The sequence below is a fragment of the Fodinibius sp. Rm-B-1B1-1 genome, assembly GCF_038594945.1.
In the GTDB taxonomy this organism is placed as follows: domain Bacteria; phylum Bacteroidota; class Rhodothermia; order Balneolales; family Balneolaceae; genus Fodinibius; species Fodinibius alkaliphilus.
Map to the genome: position 1 here is coordinate 1,287,245 of NZ_JBCFYD010000002.1, position 21,423 is coordinate 1,308,667.

Annotated in this window: 13 protein-coding genes and 2 riboswitches; of the genes, 5 read left to right on the forward strand and 8 right to left on the reverse strand. The window is 42.6% G+C overall.

Annotated features, from left to right (window positions below; genetic code table 11):
* Positions 1-6: 6 nt before the first annotated feature.
* The 4 genes from AAFH98_RS12965 to AAFH98_RS12980 all read right to left on the reverse strand — a co-directional run bounded on the left by AAFH98_RS12965 (position 7) and on the right by AAFH98_RS12980 (position 5,522).
* A complete protein-coding gene (locus AAFH98_RS12965) occupies positions 7-1,938 on the reverse strand; it encodes a TonB-dependent receptor plug domain-containing protein (RefSeq protein WP_342523151.1) in 1,932 nt (643 codons plus the stop codon).
* Between the two features lie 36 nt (positions 1,939-1,974).
* A riboswitch (cobalamin riboswitch) is annotated at positions 1,975-2,185 on the reverse strand.
* A gap of 42 nt (positions 2,186-2,227) precedes the next feature.
* On the reverse strand, positions 2,228-3,256 hold the full coding sequence (locus AAFH98_RS12970) for an ABC transporter ATP-binding protein (protein WP_342523152.1): 1,029 nt from the start codon (positions 3,254-3,256) through the stop codon (positions 2,228-2,230).
* Positions 3,256-4,329 (reverse strand): iron ABC transporter permease, encoded by a 1,074-nt coding sequence (locus tag AAFH98_RS12975; protein ID WP_342523153.1) that lies wholly within the window; start codon positions 4,327-4,329, stop codon positions 3,256-3,258. Before AAFH98_RS12975 ends, AAFH98_RS12970 begins: the two co-directional genes overlap by 1 nt.
* Entirely contained in the window at positions 4,329-5,522 is a 1,194-nt protein-coding gene (locus tag AAFH98_RS12980; RefSeq protein WP_342523155.1) for an ABC transporter substrate-binding protein, read from the reverse strand. The genes AAFH98_RS12975 and AAFH98_RS12980 overlap by 1 nt, the downstream gene beginning before the upstream one ends.
* Positions 5,523-5,548: 26 nt before the next feature.
* Positions 5,549-5,781: riboswitch (cobalamin riboswitch) on the reverse strand.
* A 158-nt stretch (positions 5,782-5,939) separates the two neighbouring features.
* Here AAFH98_RS12980 and AAFH98_RS12985 point away from each other — a divergent pair.
* The 5 genes from AAFH98_RS12985 (at position 5,940) to AAFH98_RS13005 (ending at position 16,134) form a co-directional block, all read left to right on the forward strand.
* Positions 5,940-7,604 carry an amidase gene (locus AAFH98_RS12985; protein ID WP_342523158.1) on the forward strand — a complete coding sequence of 555 codons (1,665 nt, stop codon included), beginning with the start codon at positions 5,940-5,942 and terminating at the stop codon, positions 7,602-7,604.
* Positions 7,605-7,829: 225 nt separating this feature from the next.
* Positions 7,830-8,885: an efflux RND transporter periplasmic adaptor subunit gene (locus AAFH98_RS12990; RefSeq protein ID WP_342523160.1), complete on the forward strand. Its 1,056-nt coding sequence runs from the start codon at positions 7,830-7,832 to the stop codon at positions 8,883-8,885.
* A gap of 34 nt (positions 8,886-8,919) precedes the next feature.
* Positions 8,920-12,204, forward strand: a complete 3,285-nt coding sequence (locus AAFH98_RS12995) for an efflux RND transporter permease subunit (RefSeq protein ID WP_342523161.1) — start codon at positions 8,920-8,922, stop codon at positions 12,202-12,204.
* An 18-nt stretch (positions 12,205-12,222) separates the two neighbouring features.
* On the forward strand, positions 12,223-15,255 hold the full coding sequence (locus tag AAFH98_RS13000) for an efflux RND transporter permease subunit (protein WP_342523162.1): 3,033 nt from the start codon (positions 12,223-12,225) through the stop codon (positions 15,253-15,255).
* 150 nt (positions 15,256-15,405) lie between these two features.
* A complete protein-coding gene (locus tag AAFH98_RS13005) occupies positions 15,406-16,134 on the forward strand; it encodes an acyl-[acyl-carrier-protein] thioesterase (protein WP_342523163.1) in 729 nt (242 codons plus the stop codon).
* 61 nt (positions 16,135-16,195) lie between these two features.
* Here AAFH98_RS13005 and AAFH98_RS13010 read toward each other — a convergent pair whose 3' ends face one another.
* The 4 genes from AAFH98_RS13010 to AAFH98_RS13025 all read right to left on the reverse strand — a co-directional run bounded on the left by AAFH98_RS13010 (position 16,196) and on the right by AAFH98_RS13025 (position 21,375).
* Positions 16,196-17,014 carry an aldo/keto reductase gene (locus AAFH98_RS13010; protein WP_342523164.1) on the reverse strand — a complete coding sequence of 273 codons (819 nt, stop codon included), beginning with the start codon at positions 17,012-17,014 and terminating at the stop codon, positions 16,196-16,198.
* 111 nt (positions 17,015-17,125) lie between these two features.
* Entirely contained in the window at positions 17,126-17,347 is a 222-nt protein-coding gene (locus AAFH98_RS13015) for a PID-CTERM protein-sorting domain-containing protein (RefSeq protein WP_342523166.1), read from the reverse strand.
* 4 nt (positions 17,348-17,351) lie between these two features.
* Positions 17,352-20,312: a lamin tail domain-containing protein gene (locus tag AAFH98_RS13020; protein ID WP_342523167.1), complete on the reverse strand. Its 2,961-nt coding sequence runs from the start codon at positions 20,310-20,312 to the stop codon at positions 17,352-17,354.
* 166 nt (positions 20,313-20,478) lie between these two features.
* The gene (locus AAFH98_RS13025) at positions 20,479-21,375 is read right to left on the reverse strand and encodes a tetratricopeptide repeat protein (RefSeq protein WP_342523168.1); all 897 of its coding nucleotides are present in this window, start codon (positions 21,373-21,375) and stop codon (positions 20,479-20,481) included.
* Between the last annotated feature and the right edge of the window lie 48 nt (positions 21,376-21,423).

Here is a 21,423-nt window from a genome sequence, read left to right on the forward strand (position 1 = left end):
AGTTAATTAGAATTGATATGTTGCTGTGAGTGAAAAAGTAAAATTTCGCTGTGGCATTGGATACCACTGTACGACTTCATAATCCTGGTCAAAAATATTTTTTACACTGGAGCGGGCCTCTATTAGTAATCCAAAAAATTCTTGTTGAAACTGGAGAGTAGCATCCACTACCTGGTATGGATCAAGTGAGGCACTCAGCTCTTCGGTATCAGTAGTATATCGGCGACCCATCCAACGGTATTGCAGCAAGCCGCTCAACTTATTTCTTTGTAAACGCAGAGAAGCATTATATTTCCATTTGGGCACGTATCGCATCTGATGTCCAACGGCGTTATCACCCGAAAAACGCGGCTCTGTTATCTCTGTGTTTGTTAAGCTGATAGATTGCCGCAACTGAAGCTGGATGCCTGGTCCAAAATGAATACTGTTTTCCAATTTCCCTTCAATGCCCTGGGTAGTAATTTGATCAATGTTCAGCGGGGAGTATCGTCCATTATTATCCGGATACCATCGGATACCATGATCTATCTGACTATAAAAGCCGGTTACTTCTAACGACGAAAAAGTAGCCCTATAAGGAGTCCATACTACGCCGGCTTCTCCACTGTTACTTCGCTCGGCATCCAAGTCTGCATTCCCTCCACTACCCCAATAAAGAGCATTAAATGTTGGGGGATTAAAATCTTTGCTTAGTTGCCCCCTCAGAAATAGTTTATTGTTTAGAACCTCGTAATTTAATCCAAGCGAGGGGCTCAGTACGGTTCCAAAATCATTATATGCATCAACACGCAGAGCAGGATAGATGCGAAAACGATCCTTGAAAAGAACCACTTCCGGATTGAAAAGCACACTTACCTGACGGCGACTATGGTCCTCATCATAATTAGTACTCTCACTACCGGTCAGCGAACCGCTTAGTTCTCCCTTCAACAAAATAGATTCATTAAACGGAGTAGAGCCATCGGCACTAACCATCCATCGCCGATACGAACTATAGCTTTCAGTATTTATATCGGAATCAAAATAATTGAGCTCTACTCTGTCAACATAATTTTTCACTGTAATATCGGTCTCTCCCCACTCCCGCTGATAGGTACTTAACCAGCGCAGTGAACGATCTTCCTGCCGAGCCTGGGTATTGTTTAGAATAGTACCGGGAATTTGATTGTCGCTGTCTGCAAACCAAATCGTGGATTCCCAAGAGTCGTATTCCGATTCATGAGCCACAGTCGCCATAACCTGCTCTTGCTCACTCCTATTATGATCACGCCGTTCCTCCCGATTATAGGCTCGATTGTAATACTGATAATCATTTTCGGCGTGATCTACCCGACTACGAACCGAAAAATTCCACCCCTTGGATTGGTATTGTCCCTTCATCGACGTCTGCCACTGTCCATATGAGCCAATCCCCTGTTGAAAAGACGCTCTGTTACCGCTTTCCCAATCCGATGAAAGATACAATGCCCCTGCTAAACTACCGCCACCAAAGGCCGTGCTGGGTGTACCGGAACTCACCTGGATATTTGAAAACATATCAGCTGATAATAATGATAAATCGGACTGCCCGAGCATCACATTGTTGATAGGAATACCCTCCCAAAGCACCTGAATTTGTTCGGACGAAAGTCCTCGCTGCGAAGCATTCGAAAACGAACCCGGGCCGTTCTTTTTAATAAAAAGAGAAGACTCAGACGCTAACAGTTCGCCAATATTCTGGTTTTCAAACAGACTGATGAGAGTAGAATCAATAAAGGTAATACTGGTAGGCTGATGGTTCAATGGCTGTTGAATGCGGGTGGCAGTGACCGTAATCTCATCAAATGACAGTGTATCAGCCACATAGGTTTGTTGAGCGTAAGATACACTGCTAAAAAAAGCCATAAATACTGTAAGATACAGTACTCTATGGCAAGCCATAGAATTTGTAGTAGTCATTATAATCTTCTTAAAACTTTAACTCCCGAAAGTTTCTCGAAATAGAATTGATTGGCAGGTCTCCTGGCTTTTCCAGTTGTCTAACCTTCCCATTCCTAATAGACGGAATAGTGGCATAAAAGATTTGAGACAACATTTAAATGGAATCACAGTTGCGGGTACAGCTTCCGATTTTCCCGAATACTCGGGAGCACGAAATTCCCTTTTCACCCCATTTTCATGGGGAACCGATCACTATTTCAAAGAGCGTTATAAAAGTATGGGCTTTCGGTTTAAAATAAAAACCGTTTTATGATAATTTTTGTCGCAGTATATTTAACAACTCTTTTATAGAACTACAGGTAATGTCCCAACTTCCATTTGTGAGTTCCCACTGAAATTCATTTTGGGAAGATATAATATTAATCTTCAATTTTGTGCCATTCGATTTTTTCACTTGATAGCCTTCCCGCTCCAAGGCGCGCCGCGTCCAAAATACCCCAACCGTATCCCCCGTAAGATAAATCGGTTTCTTTGCAGGCTGATGCAACTGAAACGATCCCGTACTGCGATCAAAGTCAAAACTATCACGTTCAAAAACCGATTCAAAAGTACCCTCAAGTACCAGATCTTCAGGTGTTCCCGTAATAACTTCTCCCTGTCTGTTGATAAGCCATAACGTATCAGCAGCTTTTAACGCCAGATCCAACTCATGCGTTGAAAGTAGAATACCTTTATTTGTATCATGTGCTAACCTCCGAAGCAAACGGATAATTTCGACACGATTAGGCAGATCCAAGTGTGCTGTAGGTTCATCTAAAAGCACAGCTGGCGTATCTTGTGCCAAAGCACGGGCAATCATTACCTTTTGGCGTTCCCCATCACTTAGATGCAATACATCGCGACCGACAAATTCTTCAATACCTGCAGATGCAATCGCCCATTCTACAATTTCTTCATCTTTTTTATTTAGCGATCCAAACCAACCGGTGTAGGGAGATCTTCCAAAAGCCACCAACTCGTAGACACTGATATTTCCAATGGTAATACGGTCGGTCAATACGGTACTTACTTTCCGGGCGACGTGTTTATTGGCATACTGGTTTAGCTGGTGCCCTTCTAAAATAACATCCCCATTAAGCGGACGATGCAACCCTGAAAGCGTTCTTATGAGCGTAGATTTGCCCGATCCATTTGGACCCAACAGGCAAATAATTTCCCCTCTTTGCATAGCCACATTTATCCGTGATGCTACAACCGTAGCCAACTTCCGACGTCCTTTGGCCGGAAAACCAATATCCAGATCTTGGGTCGATATAATAGGCTGACTATTACTCATTAAAAAGAGGCCTGTAGGTTTTTACGCTGTATAATAACCCAAATCACAACTGGGGAACCCACCATTGAAGTAACCGCACTAATCGGTAGTGTAGTTGTTGATCCAGGGACCTGAGCAATAATATCACACCCCAGCAACAGGATAGCTCCCATTAGAAGCGTGGCGGGAATAAGTACCCGGTGATCATTAGTGCCCATAAGTGAACGAGTAAGGTGAGGCACAGCAATTCCCACAAAACCAATGGGACCACAAAAAGCGGTTATACCACCGGCCAACAAGCTGGTGCTCACAATAATCCAAATACGAGATCCCGTTACTGATAATCCCATGCTGCGGGCATAATTTTCGCCCAGCAGCAAGCCATTCAATGGTTTAGATAAAGCCATGGCAATCCCACCGCCAATCAGGGAGACAACAGCCAATATCCAGAGTTGATCGAGCGGCACGCCTCCCAAACTGCCAAAGGTCCAAATCAAGTAATCCTGTATTTGCTCCGGACGACTAAAGTATTGCCAGATACTCACCAAGGCAATCGTCAGGTTACCGATCATAAGTCCAATAATTAGGAGAGTTACATTATCACGAACTTTGATAGAGATCAGCAAAATTAACAGCAACACTGCTGCTGAACCCAAACTGGCTGCAATAACAATGACCCAACTGCCCATGGCCGACAATTGCTGTATGGCAAAAATGCTGGTGATCGTTCCTCCTGCCAACATCACAATCGCTACCCCTAAGCTTGCTCCAGCCGTAATGCCTAAGACCGAGGGACCAGCCAGCGGGTTGCGAAAAAGCGTCTGCATCAACAGCCCCCCAACCGAAAGCGCGCAACCGGCAAAAATTGCAGTTACAGCCCGGGGAATGCGAATATTTATAATAATTTTTTGCCAGGCATCAGCTGTAGACTCTCCTCCCAACAAAATATGCACTATATCTTTTACCGGAATATCAACCGATCCCAAAGCGAGGTTGACGAGAAATAATCCCGTCAAAGCCACCAATAATAGCACAAAATAAAGTGGCTTAATCCCCGTCTTATGCTGTGGCGTTATATCAGCGGTACGGTTCATCAATCAATTTTTTGATAGTAATGAAGCTTGTGGTCGGGCAATAATTGTGGATGAAAAATCTTGATCAAATCGGCCAACACAATTTCCGGATGCACGACGCCCGACTCCCAAAAATCATTGCCACCCGACAGACTCATTCTCCTGTTATTATTATAAATTTCTCCCGTTTTAAACGCTTTAAAATCCTTGAAGCGAGAATCCTTTGCCAGAACATCTTCTTTCGATTCTGCTGCCCCGGGATGGATCCAGATATCGGCTTCTAACCCAATTTCATAAACTACCTCAAAACTCTTTCGCAACCCTCCCGTTTCATCCGAGTCGTACCATGGGTAATCAGCTCCTGCATCCCGTAAAAACTGCGCCGTAAAACTCTGTCCCCCCGAAACAAACCAAGCCCCTTTATATGGCATATTGTTGATTACCATCGGCTTTTCCCCAACGCCATCAACCTTTGATTGAAGGCGATTATATTTATCAGCAACCGCATTAAATTTTTTATTCGTCAGCGTCTCTTTATTCAACAAGGCCGCCAATACTTTCACCCACTCAGCCTTACCCAGTGGGGTCGTTTCCAACCACTCAGAGTTTACCATCACATTGATATCTGAATCCATCAGCATCCGAATATTATCAAAATCAGAAGACTGTCCACCCGATACCATAAGCAAATCGGGCCCCATAGCCAGCACCGCCTCTTTGTTGAGTTCCCCCTGCGGCAAACTGGCAATATCGCCAGACCCGATCCCCTTCCGAATATCTTCATTATAAACATAGTCTGCCCCAGCCATTCCCGTAATCACATCAACAGCATCAAGCATTTCAACCAAGGCAATATGTGTTGTAGACGTTGCCAACAAGCTTTTTATGGGGATGGGTATTTCAGTCGTATTTTCAACCTCAACCTCATCAACGATCTCTCGTGGCACCAACGAGTAACGAAGCGTATCCACTCGGTCCTGAAACGGTTTTAAAATTTCCAGCAGCTTATGATCATCCTGATAGGTAATGCGAAATCCTTCTGCATAATCGGCATGCACCGAATCAGAAAACTGGACTGAAAGGTCTTTGGCATCAGATTGAGAATCAGCATCTTTATTATGATTCGATTGACAGCCTCCCAAAAATGAAAACAGCACGAACCATCCCAATAAAAATGCCGCTGCACAGAGATAAAAAAATCGTTTATTAATCATGGATTGAGCTTTTCTCCCGAAAGCTTTTCCCGTCATCAATACCGGCAGGTCTTCTGGCTTACTCCACTTTTGGCAACCTTCCCGTTCCGTCCGAAAGCCTTCCGGGCGGAACAGTGGTTTTGAAGGGTCAAAAGCTGTTGGAGCTTACAGCAGCGGGGACTGCTCCGGATTTTTCTCCCGAATGAGCAGGAAAAGCACCGGATTCCCGTTTTAACTGCACCATCATGAATGATGCAGACCTGATATTGAATCAGTAAGTAAAATTTTTGCGATGTCTGATAATAACGGTATTAGCAATCAGAAGCCAATTTTGAAATTCCTGAAATTACGCCTCAAATATTTAAAGCATGTAATATCGCTATTATTTTTGCGTGACTCTGCTATTTTAAGATTTAACCACTCACAAATTATGTTGTCATGATTAAACGCTATCGTACGCTTCTTTTCGGATTGTCTTTGGGATTTATACTGGCCTTTACCGCTATTCATATCCTGGATAGTGAAATCACCTCGCAAGTCGTTGAAGAAGCTTCCAAACTCATCGGCATTGAGTTTACTCAAGCAGAAAAAGATTCGATGATCACTGAATTACAAAATTATCGAAATTCTTACCAAAACATCAGGGATCTCAAATTAGATAACAGTGTCCCTCCTGCCCTGAACTTCAATCCCGTACCTTCGGATAAAACTTTTGACAAAACACAACAACCCAATGACTGGGATATTCCAGCGGATATTGATCTTCCCAAAACAAAATCCGATTTGGCTTTTTATTCCATACCAGAGTTAGCTTCTCTTATCCAGCAGCAAAAAATTACTTCTGTAGAACTGACGAAGTTTTTTCTGGAACGAATTGAACAATACGATGATACCCTTGAAGCTGTTGTAACGGTTACCGAAGAACTCGCGTTACAGCAGGCACAAAAAATGGATCAGGAGATCACAAACGGCAATTATCGCGGCCCGCTGCATGGTATTCCGTATGGACTGAAGGATCTTTTTGCCGTTAAGGAGTACAAGACAACATGGGGCGCGGCTCCCTATAAAGATCAAGTGCGAAATGAAACGGCCACTGTAGCAAAAAAACTGGAAGAAGCCGGAGCCATACTCATTGCCAAAACTACGCTCGGGGCACTGGCCTATGGGGATGTCTGGTTTGGCGGCACAACAAAAAATCCGTGGAATTTAGAACAGGGTTCAAGCGGTTCGTCAGCAGGATCAGCGGCGGGGACCTCAGCCGGCCTGTTTCCCTTTGCAATCGGTACCGAAACCTGGGGATCTATTATCTCCCCATCTAACAGAACCGGAACTACGGGACTCCGCCCTACTTTCGGTCGCGTGAGCCGACACGGGGCTATGGCGTTAAGTTGGAGCATGGATAAAGTCGGCCCTATTACCCGCTCGGTTGAAGATGCCGCGATCGTCTTTGATGCCATTCGTGGTCCCGATGGCAAGGACCAAACAGTATATAACCTTCCGTTTAACTATCAGCCAGATACTGACCTCAGTTCGCTTAAAATTGGTTACCTGGAATCAGCATTTCACAGCGATTATGAGAACCGAAGTCGCGATAGTCTTACCTTGGCAAAACTTAAAGAATTAGGAGCAGAACTCACTCCTGTTGAATTGCCCGACTACCCTGTTGGTGATCTCAGCTTTATTCTAACGGCCGAGGGCGCCACTGCTTTTGACCAACTTACACTCTCTGACCGTGATGATGAAATGCGCCGGCAAGGAAAATCTGCCTGGCCAAATCTATTCCGATCAGCCCGGTTTATACCAGCCGTGGAATACATTCAGGCCAACAGAGCCCGCCAAGTACTTATCCAAAAAATGGATTCGGTGATGCAGGAAGTCGATCTGTATGTATCCCCTACGTACGGCGGAAATAATCTACTGCTTACCAACCTTACGGGACATCCCTCTGTGATCGTTCCGAATGGTTTTACGGGTGAAGGTCAACCTACGAGCATCACATTTATTGGTGATCTTTTTGACGAGGGAACCCTATTGGGAATTTCCCAGCAATATCAGCAGTCTACAGATTTTCATACAAAGCATCCCGAATATTTTAATAACTAATTATATTTTTTTTGATCAATTTTCAGGCTGTATGATTTCAATCATGCAGCCTTATTTTATTCCTTACTAACGTATAATTAGCATTTTCAGGCTTCTATCCTGCAATCAAGTTGTCGGTCCAATCTCCCTCCTATAAAAAACATCGTAACATTTTTGAGATTCAAAACGTAGTGGAAAAACAAATAGTTCTCAAAAATAATAACGGTTCAAAAAGTGATTATTGATATGAAATCTTTTACAGGTTGGGTTGTTTTAGGTTTAGCATTTAGCCTCACCATTTTTACGGTTTCTTGTGGTTCTGAGTCACAATCAAAAAATGTTTCTGACAAAGATTCTACTGCTGCTATTCCGGTAGAAGTTGCTAAAGCCTCAAACGGGGATATTTCTGCTTACTATTCAAGTACAGCAACCCTGGAAGCACAAGATGAAGCCATGGTGGTATCCAAAGTTCGAGGCATTGTAAAGAAACTTCACGTTGAGGAAGGCGACTTTGTGGATACCAATGAGATATTAGCCGAGTTGGAAGATGAGCAGCTGGAACTGGAAGCACAACGGGCGAAAGCTACTATGGATAGATTGTTAAATGAACTGAATAGGAAGGAAGAACTATTTAACAAGAATTTAATTAGTGCCCAAGAATTTGAAAATGCAAAATATGAGTATGAAGCACAGAAATCGGAATATGAGCTGGCACAGCTAAAAATAAAGAATTCAAAAATTCGTGCTCCCATCAGTGGGGTTATTTCTGATCGACTTATTAAAGCCGGTAACATGATTAATACGGATCAGGAGGTGTTCGAAATCACAGACTTCGATCCTATTCTTGCCATCCTTAAAGTACCTGAACACGAAATGTCCAAAATCAAGAAGGGTCAACAAGCATTAATCCAGGTAGACGCCATCAAAAACAAAACGTTTGAAGGGCAAGTACTTCGAGTAAGTCCCGTTGTCGATCCCCAAACAGGAACATTTGAGGTAACAGTTTCTGTAAAAGATGAAACCAAACAACTCAAACCCGGGATGTTTGGTCGCGTTCAAATCGTCTATGATACTCGTCAGAATGCTTTGACTATTCCAAAGAATGCTGTGATCAGTGAAGATGGAATAAATAGTGTGTACGTCATCAAGAATAATCTTGCTTATCGAAAAAATATTCGAACTGGCTACGCAAATGGTAATAATATTGAAATAATCGAAGGGCTGGCTCCGTCTGATACGGTGGTCACCATTGGTCAAAGCAGCCTGCAAGACAGTGCAATGGTTGAAATCATATCCTTATAACACATAAGCATATTTTATCTAACGGGGATCTACTATGAAATTAATTGACTTCTCCATTCGCCGAAAGGTAACCATCGCCATGTTTACGATTGGCATCATTCTCTTTGGGATGGTTTCACTGAGTCGACTAAACATCAATTTACTGCCAGAGCTCAGCTATCCAACCCTAACCGTGCGTACGGATTTTGAGGGCGCTGCTCCCGCTGAGGTTGAAAACCTGGTAAGCAAACCCATTGAAGAAGCGTTGGGAGTGGTTAAGAATGTACAGGAGGTTCGCTCTATCTCTCGTTCTGGTCAATCGGATGTTACCTTAGAATTTGCCTGGGGTACCGACATGGATTTTGCCAGTATTGATGTGCGCGAAAAGTTAGATGCCCTGCAGCTACCCCTTGAAGTAGGCCGGCCCGTAATCCTACGTTTCGATCCCAGCCTCGACCCTATTATGCGATACGCTTTTTATCTCAAGGATGATAGGCAACAATCATCGGATGTCGACTTTGCCAGCTTACAAGATGAACAAGATATTAGCCAAGTTAATACGTTGAAAAAGCTGCGTAGATATGCCGATGAGCAACTGAAAAAAGATTTACAATCGGCATTGGGGGTAGCTTCAATTAAGATTAGCGGCGGGCTGGAGGAAGAAATCCAGGTTAATATTAATCAGGATCGGTTATCACATCTTGGTGTTCCCATTGAACGTATTAACCAAGTATTGGGAGCCGAAAATGTAAATCTCTCGGGCGGACGTCTCGAAGAAGGTTCACAACAATACCTGGTTCGGACACTCAATCAGTTTAAATCAGTTGATGATATCCGAAATGTGGTAGTAAGCAGCCAAGGTGGGAACCCTGTATACTTAAAAGATTTGGCGGAAATCACGCAGGGATATAAAGAGCGAGAAGCCATCACACGCCTAAATGGTCAAGAGGCCGTAGAAATAGCGATCTACAAAGAAGGTGATGCCAACACGGTAAATGTAGCGAACAACGTTGAGGCACAGATGAACAACTTATCGGAGCGTTTGCCTGAAGGCATGGCTATGCAAAAAGTATTTGATCAGTCAACTTTTATTTCTTCTGCGGTTGATGAAGTGGTAGATGCGGGTATTATCGGAGGTATATTAGCAATTATCATCCTCTTCTTGTTTTTGCGCAATTTGTGGGCTACGGTTATTATTTCACTGTCAATTCCGGTCTCCGTTATTGCCACCTTTAATTTGATGTATGGTAATGATATCACCCTCAATATTATGTCACTGGGGGGTATTGCACTGGGCATTGGACTGCTGGTGGATAACTCCATTGTAGTGCTTGAAAATATTGCTCGGCACCGTGAAATGGGGAAAAATCCTCTTAAAGCTGCCAGTGATGGAGCGGGAGAAGTAGGTATGGCCGTGGTTGCTTCAACTCTTACGACCATTGCCGTATTCTTTCCCCTCGTTTTTGTACATGGCATTGCCGGACAGCTTTTCCGCGATCAGGCATTGACAGTTACCTTTTCCCTGCTGGCCTCCCTCGTTGTGGCTATCACATTGATTCCTATGCTTTCCTCGTTGGCAGGACGAGAAAAATCAAAAGTAGAAAAACCGAAACTTAAAGAACCTAAAACCAAAGTAGGTAAATGGATGAGGGCAGCCCGCTTATTCATTTTTGAAACAGCCCCCAGCTATATCATTAGCATTGGTTCGAAAGTAACTTCCGGTATTGGCAAAGGCATTATGTTTGTTCTTAATCCCGTATTGAATGGATTCGAGAACTGGTTTTCAACCCTTGAAGACAAATATCCCAATGCCCTTCGCTGGTCGCTTCGCCACCGTTTTGCTGTAATCTCATTCGCCTTCTTAAGTCTGCTGGGATCGCTGATGCTTGTACCTCAATTGGGAATGGAACTTATCCCCTCCCTGTCTCAAGGTGAATTCAATGTGGAATTTAATTTGCCTCCGGGAACACCCATTGAGCAAACTGATAAAGCGATGCAGTATGTTCAACAAGCTGCTAACGATGTGAACCAAATTAACACAACCTTTGCCGTTGCGGGTACCGGTAACCAGATGGATGCTAACCCCAATCAAGGAGGTGAAAACTGGGGTGAACTCAACGTTTCGTTGGTATCGGGCGCCGATCGGGCACTTGAGGAACAAACGATGAATGAATTGCGCACAGATTTACAGCGCATTCCGGGTTTACAATATAAATTTTCCCGCCCGGCACTGTTTACGTTTAAAACACCTATCGAGGTGGAAGTTGCTGGGTATGATCTCGAAAACTTGAAAAAAGTGAGCGATGAGGTTCTCCAAAAGATGTCGTCCAATGATCGTTTTGCCGATGTAAAATCTACCATGGAACAAGGCAATCCCGAAATCCAAATTACATTTGATCGTCCCAAGGCGGCTTCTCTTGGGTTACAAGTCCATGAGGTAGCTGATTTGATTGTCAATAAAGTTCGTGGAGATGTAGCGACGCGCTATTCGTGGAGAGACCAAAAGATTGATGTATTGGTACGTTCTCAGGAGCAAGATCGCTCGTCGGTCGAGGATATCCAGAATATTATCATTAACCCCAACAGTGAAGCACCTATTCCGTTATCCAGTATTGCTAACATCGAAGTGGCTACTGGCCCGAGTGAAATACGTCGCGTTGCCCAACAACGCGTTGCTATTGTGTCAGCTAATCTAAATTATGGTGATTTGGCCACAGCCGCTGAAGAGATTGAACAACTTATTAGCCAAACAGCTATCCCGACTGGCACTCAAGCACAAATTACTGGCCAAAATGAGGAGATGGCGGATTCTTTCCAATCACTCCTATTCGCCCTGTCACTGGCCGTCTTTTTGGTCTACTTGGTGATGGCCTCACAGTTTGAATCGCTGCTCCACCCATTCATCATCTTATTTACCATCCCACTGGCCTTGGTAGGTGCCATACTTGGCTTATGGATTACGGGTTCAACCATTAGCGTTGTAGTATTTATTGGGTTAATTCTCCTGGCTGGTATTGTGGTGAATAATGCCATCGTGCTCATCGACCTTATCAACCAGTATCGTGAGCGTGGAATGAGCAAGATTAAAGCGATATTAGAAGGTGGAAAATCGCGTTTGCGCCCCATCGTTATGACAACGCTTACCACAGCACTCGGCCTGTTGCCACTTGCTATAGGATTTGGTGACGGAGCCGAATTGCGGGCTCCAATGGCTATCACTGTAATTGCCGGACTTATTGTCTCAACCCTGCTCACTTTGATCGTAATACCGACAATGTATGCCATCATGGACCGCAAGGTGTACAAACGGAAACCGGCACTTGATCAATCTAACAGTTAAAACGGAGGGCCTACAGCTATGAAATTTACAGATCTTTCGTTACGCCGACCGGTTACCACGATAATGGTATTTATAAGTTTTGTAATAATCGGCACTATCGCCAGTAGAATGGTACCACTGGAGTATTTTCCAGACATCTCATTCCCGGGCGCCTACGTTACCCTACCTTATCAAAATTCTACTCCCGAAGAAGTAGAACGAAATATCACGCGTCCCGTAGAAGAGGCTATTGCCACTATTAGTGGTATCGAACGTATCAGTTCCAACTCGAGCGAAAATCAAGCAGGGATTTTTGTACAGTTTAAGATGGGATCCGATATCAGCCTCAAAGCGATGGAGCTAAAAGAAAAAATTGACGGGATTCGGGATCAACTTCCCGATGATATGGAGCGCTTTTATATCAATAAGTTTTCTGCGCAAGACAATCCCATGATGAATCTGCGCATTTCGAGTAATCGGGATCTTTCTAATGCTTATGACCTTTTAGATCGCAACCTCAAACAGCGTATTGAACGTATTCAAGGCGTTGCCAAAGTGGATCTATATGGGGTAGAAAAAAAGCAGATTCGTATTGAGCTCATCCCGGAACGGCTCAGAGCTTATAATGTTAATTTAAATGAACTTGCAAATCAGCTTCGTGAAACTAATTTTTCGGTAACAGCCGGTAAAGTAGAAGACGCTGGCAAACGCTACCTGGTTCGTCCTACCGGTGAACTTACTACCCCCGGTGAATTTGCAAATTTAATTATCGGTGAAGATAACCTCAGGCTGAGTGATATTGCTACCATTGGGTATGGAAGTCCCGAACGCGACTATGGGCGTCATCTTGATCAAAAATATGCCATTGGACTGGATGTCTTTAAAGAGTCGGGCGCCAATACCGTAGAAGTTGGCGATCGGGTATTAGCTGAAATTGATGAGATTAATAAGCTGCCCGAAATGCAGGGGATCAATATCTTTGAGATGCACAACCAAGCCACCGGCATCATCAGCTCCCTTACAGAACTGTTTAAAGCCGGCCTATTGGGTGCCCTTTTTTCTATCATTATCCTTTACCTGTTTTTGCGCCGCTTTAGTACCACCATGATTGTTGCCCTGGCCGTCCCCTTCTCCCTAATCGTAACACTCGGCTTTCTTTACTTCCTGGATCTTTCGCTCAACATCCTTTCCATGATGGGACTTATGCTGGCCGTGGGTATGCTTGTAGATAATGCCGTAGTAGTCACCGAAAACATCCATCGCAATCAAAACTTGATGGATGATAAAATCGAAGCCGTAAAACGTGGTGTAAAACAAGTTGGTATGGCGGTTACGGCCGGTACGCTGACGACCATCATTGTATTTCTGCCAAATATCATCAGTGAAGACTCGATGATTGCTATTCAGCTTTACCACGTGGCCATAACTATTATCCTGGCTTTGAGTGCTTCCCTGTTGATATCACTTACCGTTATTCCCCTATTAACATCTAAAATTGCAGCCCCTGAAAAAACGGATAAATCAAACTGGATTGAATCTTTACAAGATAAATACGGGAATATGTTACGATGGCTGCTACAGCGCAGATATGTTTCGTCAGCTGTTATACTGGGAACACTCCTCAGTGTTGCTATTCCAATGAATCTTGTCAATACTGACATGTTCCCCTCCACTGAATCGCGGGAACTTCGTCTGCACTACAATCTCAATGATACCTATACCCTTGAAACAGTTGAGGAATCTGTAACCCGTATTGAAGATTTTCTCTACGCTCACAAGGAGCAACTCGAGATTGATGCTGTATATTCCTATTTCGAGACAGGTAATGCAACCTCCACCATTTTGTTAACGGATGATGACAATGCCGAAAGAGATGTCACCGTTATCAAAAAAGAAATACAAGAAGGACTGCCAAAAATCGCGATCGGAAAACCTTCTTTTGAATATCGTGATCGTACAGGTGGTGAGCAGCTCCGCATATTTGTCATTGGCGAATCTACTGATGTATTGGCCGATCTTGCTCAAGAAGTTGAACGACGACTTCAAGACGTTCCGGGATTAGCTGATGTTCGTTCGGAGGCTGAGACCGGCACTGAAGAAGTACAAGTTCGCGTGAATCGTGAACGTGCCCGCAATATGGATGTATCTACGCAACAGGTTGCAAGTCTGGTATCCAACTCAATGCGCGGTATGAATTTACGCCGGGTTCGCGGTGAGCATGGCGAAACAGACGTAGTACTTGCGATTCAGAAATCTGATCGACAAACGATTACCGATTTAATGAGTTTGCCAGTTAATGTGGGCAATGGAGAATCCGTACAATTAGCTTCATTGGCCGACTACCAGATGGATCGCGGACCTCGGACTATTCAGCGAGAAGATCGTCAAACTTCGCTGGGTATAACGATTAATCTCGACGATATTACCATGGAGGAGGCCCAAGAACGTATCTTCCCAGTCCTTGACCAAATAAATTACCCGTCAGGCTATGGCTGGAGTAAAGGACGTACCTTCCAGCAAGACCAAGAAGCTATGGATGAAATGCTGGTCAATATTCTTTTGGCCATGTTTTTGATTTACTTAGTGATGGCTTCCCTGTTTGAGTCAGTACTGTTCCCATCCAGTATTATCACGTCCATCTTTTTTGGAATTATCGGAGTATTTTGGTTCTTCGCCATTACTGGTACTACCTTCTCATTTATGGCTATGATTGGTATCCTTATTCTGATGGGAATTGTTGTTAATAATGGTATTGTGCTCATTGATCATATCCACCAAATGCGAGAAACCGGGCTTACCCGATTTGAAGCAATCATCAAAGGATGTAAAGATCGTATGCGCCCTATTTTGATGACCGCCGGAACGACCGTACTTGGTCTGCTCCCCCTTTGCTTTGGCACTACCCAAATTGGCGGTGATGGTCCCCCCTATTTCCCCATGGCTCGGGCCATTGTTGGCGGACTCACCTTTTCTACCATGGTGACACTAATCATTCTACCTGCGATTTATCTTATCCTGGATGATATTAAACTCTGGGGAAGTCGGGTGTGGCATCGTGGAAAAGGAAGTTAGTTTTGTAACTATAAATAGATACTTATCTCTATCTGTACGAGTAGGTCGGATAAATTATCCGACCTACATTTTTGACGCCATTCATGCTTCATAAACGCGTGAGAAACATGTATTTTCTCCTTTCCAAATGCTAAATGATTACCATGAACCATGTCGAACATCACTTACAAAGAAACATTTAAAGTAAGAGCTTCAGAAATCGATTTTGAACAAAAAGCTACCCTGCCAGCTATTTGCAATCTATTGCAAGAAGTAGCTGGGAATCATGCACGGGAGCTCGAGTTTGATATCACAGATCTACAGAAAAATGAGCTTACGTGGGTCCTGCATCGCCTTACTGTTGAGATAGATCGCTTTCCAAAATGGAGAGAAACCATCACAATTAAAACATGGCCTTCGAGCGGTGACGGACTTCGCGCACACCGTGATTTTCTAATCCTTGATCGTAATCAAGAGGTCATCGGTAAGTCTCTGAGCTACTGGTTGATTTTAAATATTAAAAATCGACGTCCCGTTCGTATCCCAAAAGAAATTATGCAAATGGCTCCGAACGATACCCAACATGTTCTTCCTGTAACTGAGGTAGATTTCCCCGAAATAGAAAGTCCCAAATACAAACACAAGTATGAGGTTCGCAAAACTGATTTAGACCTTAACAAACATGTCAATAATGTTCATTATGTAGATTGGGCGTTAGCTACTCTACCAGAAGAAACAAACGTAAGGAAGGTAGATATTTCATTTTTGGGCGAAGCTGTATTAGGCGATACCGTTGGTGCTCAATTTCAGGAATATAAAAACGATACAGATTATACGTTCTATCATCAGTTGCGCCGTCCCTCGGACAATAACATTTTAGCTCAAGCAGTTTCTGGCTGAAATAAAAAAGCCCCGCATTCAACATGCAGGGCTCAAAATAATTCTATTCTCAGATTTTAGCTTATCCCCAATTGGGAGCAAAACTCGGATTAACCAAACGCATTGATTTGTCGAGCTGATCAATACGTTCAAAATCCTCATCTTCAAGGAAGAAATCGAACACATCAAAATTTTCGCGGAGATGCTCTTCACTCGAAGCTTTTGGAATAGCTACAACATTTTCTTGTTCAATAAGCCAGCGGAGCGCGATTTGGGCCGGTGATTTACCGTATTTTTCAGCAATTTCTTGCATATTTTCGTTTTCTACAACTTTACCCTGCGCTAAAGGACTGTATGCCGTAATCATAATATCATTTTCAATAGCATAATCCAGTAGATCAAGCTGATCTATGAAGGGATGAAACTCAACCTGATCACAGAATATTGGAGCACGGATCTCCTCTTTAACTTTTTGCAATAAATGAAGAGGAAAATTGCTCACCCCGATATTCATTGCCTTACCTTGATCACGCAGTACAAGCATCGATTCAATCGTAGCACGAAGATCATACTGATCGTTAGGCCAGTGTATCATCAAAAGATCAACATAAGGCGTATCGAGCTGCCGCAACGTCTCTTCCGTTGATTGCAAGACGTCATCGGCCTCTAAATTGGTGTGCCAAATTTTAGTACTCAAGAAGATATCTTCCCGAGGCACATTCGAAACATTTAGTGCCTCACCAATGGCTCGTTCATTTTTATACATTTGAGCAGTATCGATATGTCGATAGCCAATATCAAGTGCCTGCCGTACGATTTGTGAACACTCTCTGTCGTGAAGTTTATAGGTTCCAAGACCGATTTCGGGTACTTCGAGACCCTGAATATTTTTGTATTGCATTTGTATTAAAAGGAAAACTCCATTCTGGTTAAAATTTGATCACTGCTTAAAACAGTTTCTTGCACTAAATGATTCATTGAAGATAGAGAATGTAAATCAGATCTAAAAAAGCTATTCTTTATTACGTAATTTTTTAATAGCATAGGCTCCACCCACGGCTGCCAAAATTCCAAGTCCACCATCAATAGGAACCTCCTGTGAATCTTCTCCATCCCATAATTCGGGCTGAGCTGTCATTGAATCTGGAATTACAAATAGTAATGACGCAAACACTGTAATCCCAAAAATCAATTGGTAATTTTCTTTTACAAAACGGGGTAATACAGATTTCATAGCATTATTTAATTAGCGTCATTTTTCGGGTAAACACATTACCATTTACTTCAAAACGAGCAATATAAATGCCACTGGGCATGCTGGAGGCGTCCCAGCGGGGTGCATTATCATCATCTGGACTTCGAACCCCATCAACCAACGTAGCTACTTTTTGGCCGATCATATTCCAGACTGTTAGCGTCACATCCGCTTGTTCTGTAAGCTCAAAAGGAATTGTCGTTGAATTGGTAAACGGGTTAGGATAGTTGGGATTCAATTTCACTGATTCAGGAATCTCGCTGCTATTTGTTAATCCAATATTGGGATCAATTGACAATACGAACCGAGGTTTTTTTTCTTCTCCCGTATCTTTATGCAGAAGGTTTTCCTCTTCCCCAGTTTTAGTCTGACTTTTAGCATTGACTGTAAATTGATACTCCCGTGAATTGTTCATATCAATCTCCCTACCTGATTCTTGATCAATCAATTTTATACTCCAACCATTGGGAATATCACTATCTACATCCCACCGGAATGTTAATTGATCCCGGTCATTCGCAGAAAAAGAAAGAGGAAATTCCATGGCGTTTTCCAACTCAACAGGCAACTCCTTCGTTGTAATTCTATTGTTTGAAATAACACTATAAAGGTTAATAGAATGTACGTCTAACGAGGTCAGTTGATAAGCGTCATATCTATTTAAATCCGTATTCCCATCTTCACTAAACACTAATTTAAACGTATCAAAATATCCCTGCTCTCCATGCAAACCTATACTAAATTCAAACTCCTCACTGCTGGCAGACTTAATAAAATTAGTCCCCTGATTTACGGCTAAATCCTCTTTGTTTAATGTCACATCTGCATCTATGCCATCAGTGTTATAACGTACCCAAAAAGCCTGAAAGGGGGCTAATCGTTCTTGATCACCTTTTTTAAGCTGTACATATCCAGGCCCACCAGATTTATCATGATCCCAAACAGCAATATTAGTATTCACGTTTGAATTTGCATTTTCAAGAGCTAAAAAAAGAGCATCAACTGAAATATCGGTACCAAAGGGATTTCCAAGTAAATTCCATCCTTCTTCAGTACCATCTATGGATCCACTTCCATCAGCATCATTTGCTGTAACATTGACCGTGACCGGGCTATCATTTTCAACATTTTCGGTTCCATCAGTATGATTTGTATTAACTAATTTGGGAAAACCGCCCTGTATACCTGATGCTCTTGCATCATCATCCTCATAGACATAAACGGCATACCCTCTACCGGGAACTAAGTTATCATCAACTGAAGATGGAGGGGTAAATGTTTTGTTTGCCTCATCCCAGCCCATGAGATTTTTAAATTGTGCGCCATCATGATCCGAACCTTGAATGCCCTGAATCCAAATATCCCCCAATAAATCCTTAAAAGAAGTATTTTTAGTCGGCGTTGAAAGCAGACGCCATCCCGCAGAGCCACGAATACCCATGGCATATTTAGATCCAAAAGCTGTGCCATCAACTTTTGTGCCGGGAGAATAAAGCTCATCATTGTCACTTACCGATGAATGGGCAACAAAATCACCCGTAATTTCTGGATCTCTGACAATTGACTGGTCATTATCTGCAGCAGAATATGTTAAAGAAAGCACTTCGTTTCCATCTGTATCATGCAAATAAATGGTATCGCCTCCATTGTTCAAACTTAATGTAGGTGATTCATTGCTTCCCTGAACGATGGTGCCTCCAAAATTCCCTTTGGGATTAATCTCATCATCCGCAAATAACACCAAAGAACCTTCAGCAGGAATGGATGTCCCAGCAGGGAATGTATGCCTTAATCCGGATTCATCAGAAAAAGTCCAATTGCTAATATCAATATCTGATGATGTGTTATTTACAAACTCAACAAATTCATCATCACTGCTACTTACATTATCATTACCATCAGCATCCCCATTATTAGGATCTGGATCAGCATGAATCTCATTAATTACAATACGGGGCGTATCATTGTCTTCTATAGTTAACGTAGTGGTACTTGGACTAATGATCGCGCCCGTAGAATTATTTTGTAACTGGAAAACCGCCTTTTCAGAGCCTTCGAAGTCAGAATCATCCGTTAGATTAATGGCAATACTCTTGATTGTTCCATCAGTGTCTGTGTCCGAAAAGTTAACGGTTTGAGTAGCGTAGGTTGCAAAATCCTCTCCATTTGTTGCCGTGCTTGCGTCGCTTACAAAAGCCACTTCAACATCGACTGCCTCCCCATTAGCTTCAACCAGCTCTATTTCTATATCAACTGTAGAACCTTCTCCACCAGTAGTTTTTTCTGATGTAAATGCTATGGTGGGTGGATCTAAAAGAGTAAAGTCAGAATCAAAAGGCGAAAAGGCATTTGTATCGTTATCTATCCAATTTTGTTCATCTCCTATCAAAGCTAATAACGTATTAGCCGTACCCGCTGTGCCAGAACCAACGGCATATTGATAATTATCAGTTGTGCCTAAATTTAAAATGGTATTAGCAGTCGTACTTAAGTTTGGAGGAATATCGGATGTATTTGATCCCTCATTATAATCCCAGCTACTGCCTCGTGCCCAACCAATGCCATACAAAAATGTAGTATCGGTATCTGCTTGATAGGAAATTATATTATCACCACTGACTAAGGGAGCAAAATTACCCGAAATCTGTTCAAAGCCATTACCATCAGAGCCACTGTAAGAAACAATCGAACCCGCATCAACTTTAGCCTGCGTAGTATACTTTAGAACCCCTTCCCTCGACTCTGAATCCAGACTCCCTAAACTTTCGATATAGGGAACATCAGTAAAATAAATTTCTGTTCCCGTTTCAAGGTCAACGAGTGGTACAAAATCAAACTTTTTGTCATCATCGGCATTTGCGGTAACAATGGTCAAATCACCGGAGGTAAGTGTAGTCTGGGCATACCCCTCTTGAAATGCTATCCCCACCAAAAAGACAGCCACAAGTATGATTTTTTTATTTAAAAGAGGTAGTAACTTTTGGCCCATCTACTCAAATTCAATCAATAATTTTCATCCTGAATTATAAATTCAATTACGTACTTTTAATACTATTTTTCAAAAATTTAGCCTCACATTTGTGTTATTAAACATCTTTTAATAAAGATCGTTATAAATTGTGAAGACGCGCCTTACTTTTTTGTTGAAGAATTTCTAATACTTGCGTGTTCATTTTCACAATTTGTTGGTACTTTTTGCGGGCTAACGTAGGCTGATTATTTTTTTCTAACAGCCGGGCTCGGTTATATTGAAAAATTATATTTTCAGGATAACGCTCACACAACTCTTCCAAATGAGTCAGTGACCGATCATACTTCTCTTCCCGCTCGTATAGATAGGCCAAAATCATCTTGGCATCATTACTTATATAACTGTCAGAGTTTGCCGCTTGTTCCAAAACCTCCAATCCCTCTTGCATATCGGCCGATATCCCCACCATATTTGTCACCCACTTTAACCCATTGGGAACACTGCCTATCATATAATAAAAAATCCCTTTCCCAATTAAAGCTTTGGGATTATCATCATTGATAGACAGTAACTGCCGGGTGTATTTAAATCCAGTCATCCCCCCTTGAAGCGCTGCCCGATAATTTTCTTCTGTTGCTAATACCAAACTCTGATAACCATACAATCCACTAAGCATTAAAACCATGGTTGTGTCTGAGGAGTTTTCATTGAGCTGCTGAGTACTCACTTCAATCGCCTTTTGTGAACGCTGCATAAATTCCTCGGCAGCCTCAGACGATTTTTCGCCAAAATAGTATTTCCAAAATGGAATCATTGAGTCAAAGAAATAGGCTCTTGAATCCGTTGGCTGTTGTTGCTTCAACGCATCAAAAATACGCTGGGCTTTGACCCATTTCGACTTGTAAAAAGCATCAATCCCCTCTTCCAATCGATGCTCATAAGAAGTGGAATCTGCAGAAATTTTTGCCTGACTGCCAGCAACTCCCATCAAAAAGAAACAACAAAAGAGAACGGGAACAACATAAAGTATCCTCATCCCGATATACTTAGCATAAGATTATGTGCGTGAATCATAATATTTACC

Excerpts from the sequence above, each read along its gene's own strand:
- AAFH98_RS12985 (WP_342523158.1), top strand. The coding sequence starts at position 5,940 with ATGATTAAACGCTATCGTACGCTTCTTTTCGGATTGTCTTTGGGATTT.
- AAFH98_RS13015 (WP_342523166.1), bottom strand. The coding sequence starts at position 17,347 with ATGAAATCTGTATTACCCCGTTTTGTAAAAGAAAATTACCAATTGATT.
- AAFH98_RS13010 (WP_342523164.1), bottom strand. The coding sequence starts at position 17,014 with ATGCAATACAAAAATATTCAGGGTCTCGAAGTACCCGAAATCGGTCTT.
- AAFH98_RS12970 (WP_342523152.1), bottom strand. The coding sequence starts at position 3,256 with ATGAGTAATAGTCAGCCTATTATATCGACCCAAGATCTGGATATTGGT.
- AAFH98_RS12965 (WP_342523151.1), bottom strand. The coding sequence starts at position 1,938 with ATGACTACTACAAATTCTATGGCTTGCCATAGAGTACTGTATCTTACA.
- AAFH98_RS12975 (WP_342523153.1), bottom strand. The coding sequence starts at position 4,329 with ATGAACCGTACCGCTGATATAACGCCACAGCATAAGACGGGGATTAAG.
- AAFH98_RS13000 (WP_342523162.1), top strand. The coding sequence starts at position 12,223 with ATGAAATTTACAGATCTTTCGTTACGCCGACCGGTTACCACGATAATG.
- AAFH98_RS13025 (WP_342523168.1), bottom strand. The coding sequence starts at position 21,375 with ATGAGGATACTTTATGTTGTTCCCGTTCTCTTTTGTTGTTTCTTTTTG.
- AAFH98_RS12980 (WP_342523155.1), bottom strand. The coding sequence starts at position 5,522 with ATGATTAATAAACGATTTTTTTATCTCTGTGCAGCGGCATTTTTATTG.
- AAFH98_RS12990 (WP_342523160.1), top strand. The coding sequence starts at position 7,830 with ATGAAATCTTTTACAGGTTGGGTTGTTTTAGGTTTAGCATTTAGCCTC.
- AAFH98_RS12995 (WP_342523161.1), top strand. The coding sequence starts at position 8,920 with ATGAAATTAATTGACTTCTCCATTCGCCGAAAGGTAACCATCGCCATG.
- AAFH98_RS13005 (WP_342523163.1), top strand. The coding sequence starts at position 15,406 with ATGTCGAACATCACTTACAAAGAAACATTTAAAGTAAGAGCTTCAGAA.